This is a genomic window from Methanoregula sp., from assembly GCF_002835825.1.
Lineage (GTDB): Archaea > Halobacteriota > Methanomicrobia > Methanomicrobiales > Methanospirillaceae > Methanoregula.
This window is the reverse complement of the sequence record NZ_PIZH01000356.1, coordinates 1-2240: the sequence shown is the minus strand read 5'-3', so window position 1 is coordinate 2240 and position 2240 is coordinate 1. Positions and strand designations below refer to the sequence as shown.

The 2240-nt window shown below is 56.7% G+C and carries 3 protein-coding genes; 2 read left to right on the top strand and 1 reads right to left on the bottom strand.

Annotation, left to right across the window (positions count from 1 at the left end):
• Positions 1-224: 224 nt before the first annotated feature.
• The gene (locus CW742_RS10970; protein WP_292420330.1) at positions 225-542 is read right to left on the bottom strand and encodes a DUF5611 family protein; all 318 of its coding nucleotides are present in this window, start codon (positions 540-542) and stop codon (positions 225-227) included.
• 34 nt (positions 543-576) lie between these two features.
• On the opposite strand from CW742_RS10970, the gene CW742_RS10965 reads away from it, so the two are divergent.
• Positions 577-1383, top strand: coding sequence for a proteasome assembly chaperone family protein (locus tag CW742_RS10965; protein WP_292420328.1), 807 nt, complete (start codon positions 577-579; stop codon positions 1381-1383).
• 6 nt (positions 1384-1389) lie between these two features.
• Positions 1390-1791 (top strand): DUF473 domain-containing protein, encoded by a 402-nt coding sequence (locus CW742_RS10960; RefSeq protein WP_292420327.1) that lies wholly within the window; start codon positions 1390-1392, stop codon positions 1789-1791.
• Positions 1792-2240: the final 449 nt, after the last annotated feature.

Sequence of the window (2240 nt, the reverse complement as noted above, 5' to 3'; positions counted from 1 at the left end):
CACCGGCAGTAACCGTGGTTTTACAGGCAGGACAGGTGGCCGCGGCATCCTGTGTCCGTTCTTCGCGCATCATGGGAAATTCCCTGTACTAGGATGGTATCATTCAAAGCTGATAAGTGCTGACATTTTCACGCGGGAAGAGGAGAAAAAGAGAGACAGGTATTGAGGGGTGACGCCAGCATACAAGGGCATGCGGCAGTGCACCCCGCGTTGCACCAGGTGTTTTATTCCCCGGCCACGCTCTTGGCCCGCTTGACCCGTTCCTTGGTGGAGAACCCGGTAACCGCGTCAAGGAACTTCCGGAACCGCTTGTTGGTGTCAATGATTACAACATCGGTCGCGCTCAGGTCCGATTCGGTATCGATGGTCACCGTCTTACCTCCGGCACCGATGATCACGTCCAGCCGCTTCAGGGCGCCAAACGTAATCCGGTAGCCTTTGCCGGTCTTTTCCGGTTCAACGCCAAAACAGTTCTTCAGTTCCGCGATAGCCCTCGTCTCCAGGTCCTTGGTGAGCCCGCGCTTGATGGGATACTCTTGCATAATACTTTTTTAGTACTTGGTCTATGTTAAAGTAATGACGGCTGATGCTCCTGAGCTCGGAGACCGGATCTCAAAAAAACTGGACAGTGTCCACGCGGATCTGGTCACAATCGCCTCCAGAAAAGACCTCAATATCATCTCGCAGCCGCTCCCGGAGAACGGGGCTGTACTGCTGGGATTTCCGGGCAGCGGCCTTGTCGGGACCATCGCGCTCCAGTATATGGTCGACCAGCTCGAATTCGAGCAGATCGGCTCCATGAACTCCCGCTACTTCCCGCCGCTCGCGATGATGAACAAGGGGCTCATCAACGATCCGGTCCGCATCTATGCCAAGAATACCGGCGACATGAACCTTGCCGCGATCGTTGCCGACATCCCCATCGCGCCCCCGATCTGTTACGAGATCGCAAACGGCATCATGGAATGGGTGGAGACCTTCAAACCAAAAGAGGTCCTGACTATCGCCGGTATCGTGACAAACGAGCCGGAAAAACGGGTCTTCTCGGTTGCCACAACAGCCCAGGCCCTCGAACGGATCCAGGACATCACTCTTGTCCTGCCCATCGGGAGCATCTCGGGGATAGCATCCAGCATCCTCACTGAATGCAAGGCACGGAAAATTCCGGCGATTGGCCTCCTTGGTGAGACCGTCAATGCACCCGACCCGCGGGCATCTGCATCAACGATAGAAGTGCTCAACAAGATGTACAACCTTGCCCTGGAGACCCAGCCGCTGATCGAGCAGGCCGTGGAGATCGAGCAGAGCATGGGTAAGCTTGCCGAAGAAGTGCAGCAGACCGCGGAGACGAGCCCGAAAAAAGATCTTCCGATGTACGGGTGACCTGCCATGAAGTGCGCTGCATTAACCAGTATCTCCCCGGACATCATCAAAGAACTGAAGTCTGGCAGGCCGCGGACGATCGAGCTCCAGAGCACGCACAACATCGTCACGGTTGCCGAGGTCGTGCCCGGCCCCGAAACCCACATCTTCATGACCTCGACCGACATCGAGGACCTCTCGCCGGGCGACGCGGGGATCTGCGTCATTGTCCTCTCGACAAGCCTCTCCATGAAGCGGGTCGTGGAGTTCTCGCAGGGAGGAACCGTGTACGAGGAGCGGGAGCGCGTCTCTGCGCGGGTGCAGGTGAAGTTCTGCGCAAGCTCGGTCATCAAGGGCGTGTACCGCGACGGGCTGATGAAACCTACGAAGGTTGAAGTCCTCAAGTCCTCCTGCTACCACGCGGGGTGACCGGTTCTCCGGTCCCGTTCATCTTTTACCCGTCTCAATATTACGGGTCCCTGCCCTGCACCTCTCGGCTTTATACACGACTCCCGGGAAAATGAGCGTATAGTCCGGAAGACCGGATAACCTGCCATCGTCGATTTCACGATCTTCCATTTTACGTAACAGATAGTGACAGAGTTGATGTGGTAATCCGCTTCGTTCCAGCTGACCATGACGAAAGATGGGGAAAATCTTCGTGCTGATGCTGGAGTAACCATCTCGTGTAGGTCCTTTCCCGGATGATTGGAGAACCTTCTCCCGGCACGCGTACGAAGTCAATGAGATGTCAGTGCCCCACGAGATTTTTTCGGCCTTTCAGCAGGTACCCGGCAATAGAGGCGGGGATCAGGGTGCCCGGCCACCAACCGGCAGCAGGTAGAGCGGGGTCATTTCTGGGGGCAGGCCGAGAATGG

What these genes read in the sequence shown, in the direction of transcription:
- CW742_RS10970 (WP_292420330.1), bottom strand. Translation starts at nt 542, where the DNA reads ATGCAAGAGTATCCCATCAAGCGCGGGCTCACCAAGGACCTGGAGACG.
- CW742_RS10960 (WP_292420327.1), top strand. Translation starts at nt 1,390, where the DNA reads ATGAAGTGCGCTGCATTAACCAGTATCTCCCCGGACATCATCAAAGAA.
- CW742_RS10965 (WP_292420328.1), top strand. Translation starts at nt 577, where the DNA reads ATGACGGCTGATGCTCCTGAGCTCGGAGACCGGATCTCAAAAAAACTG.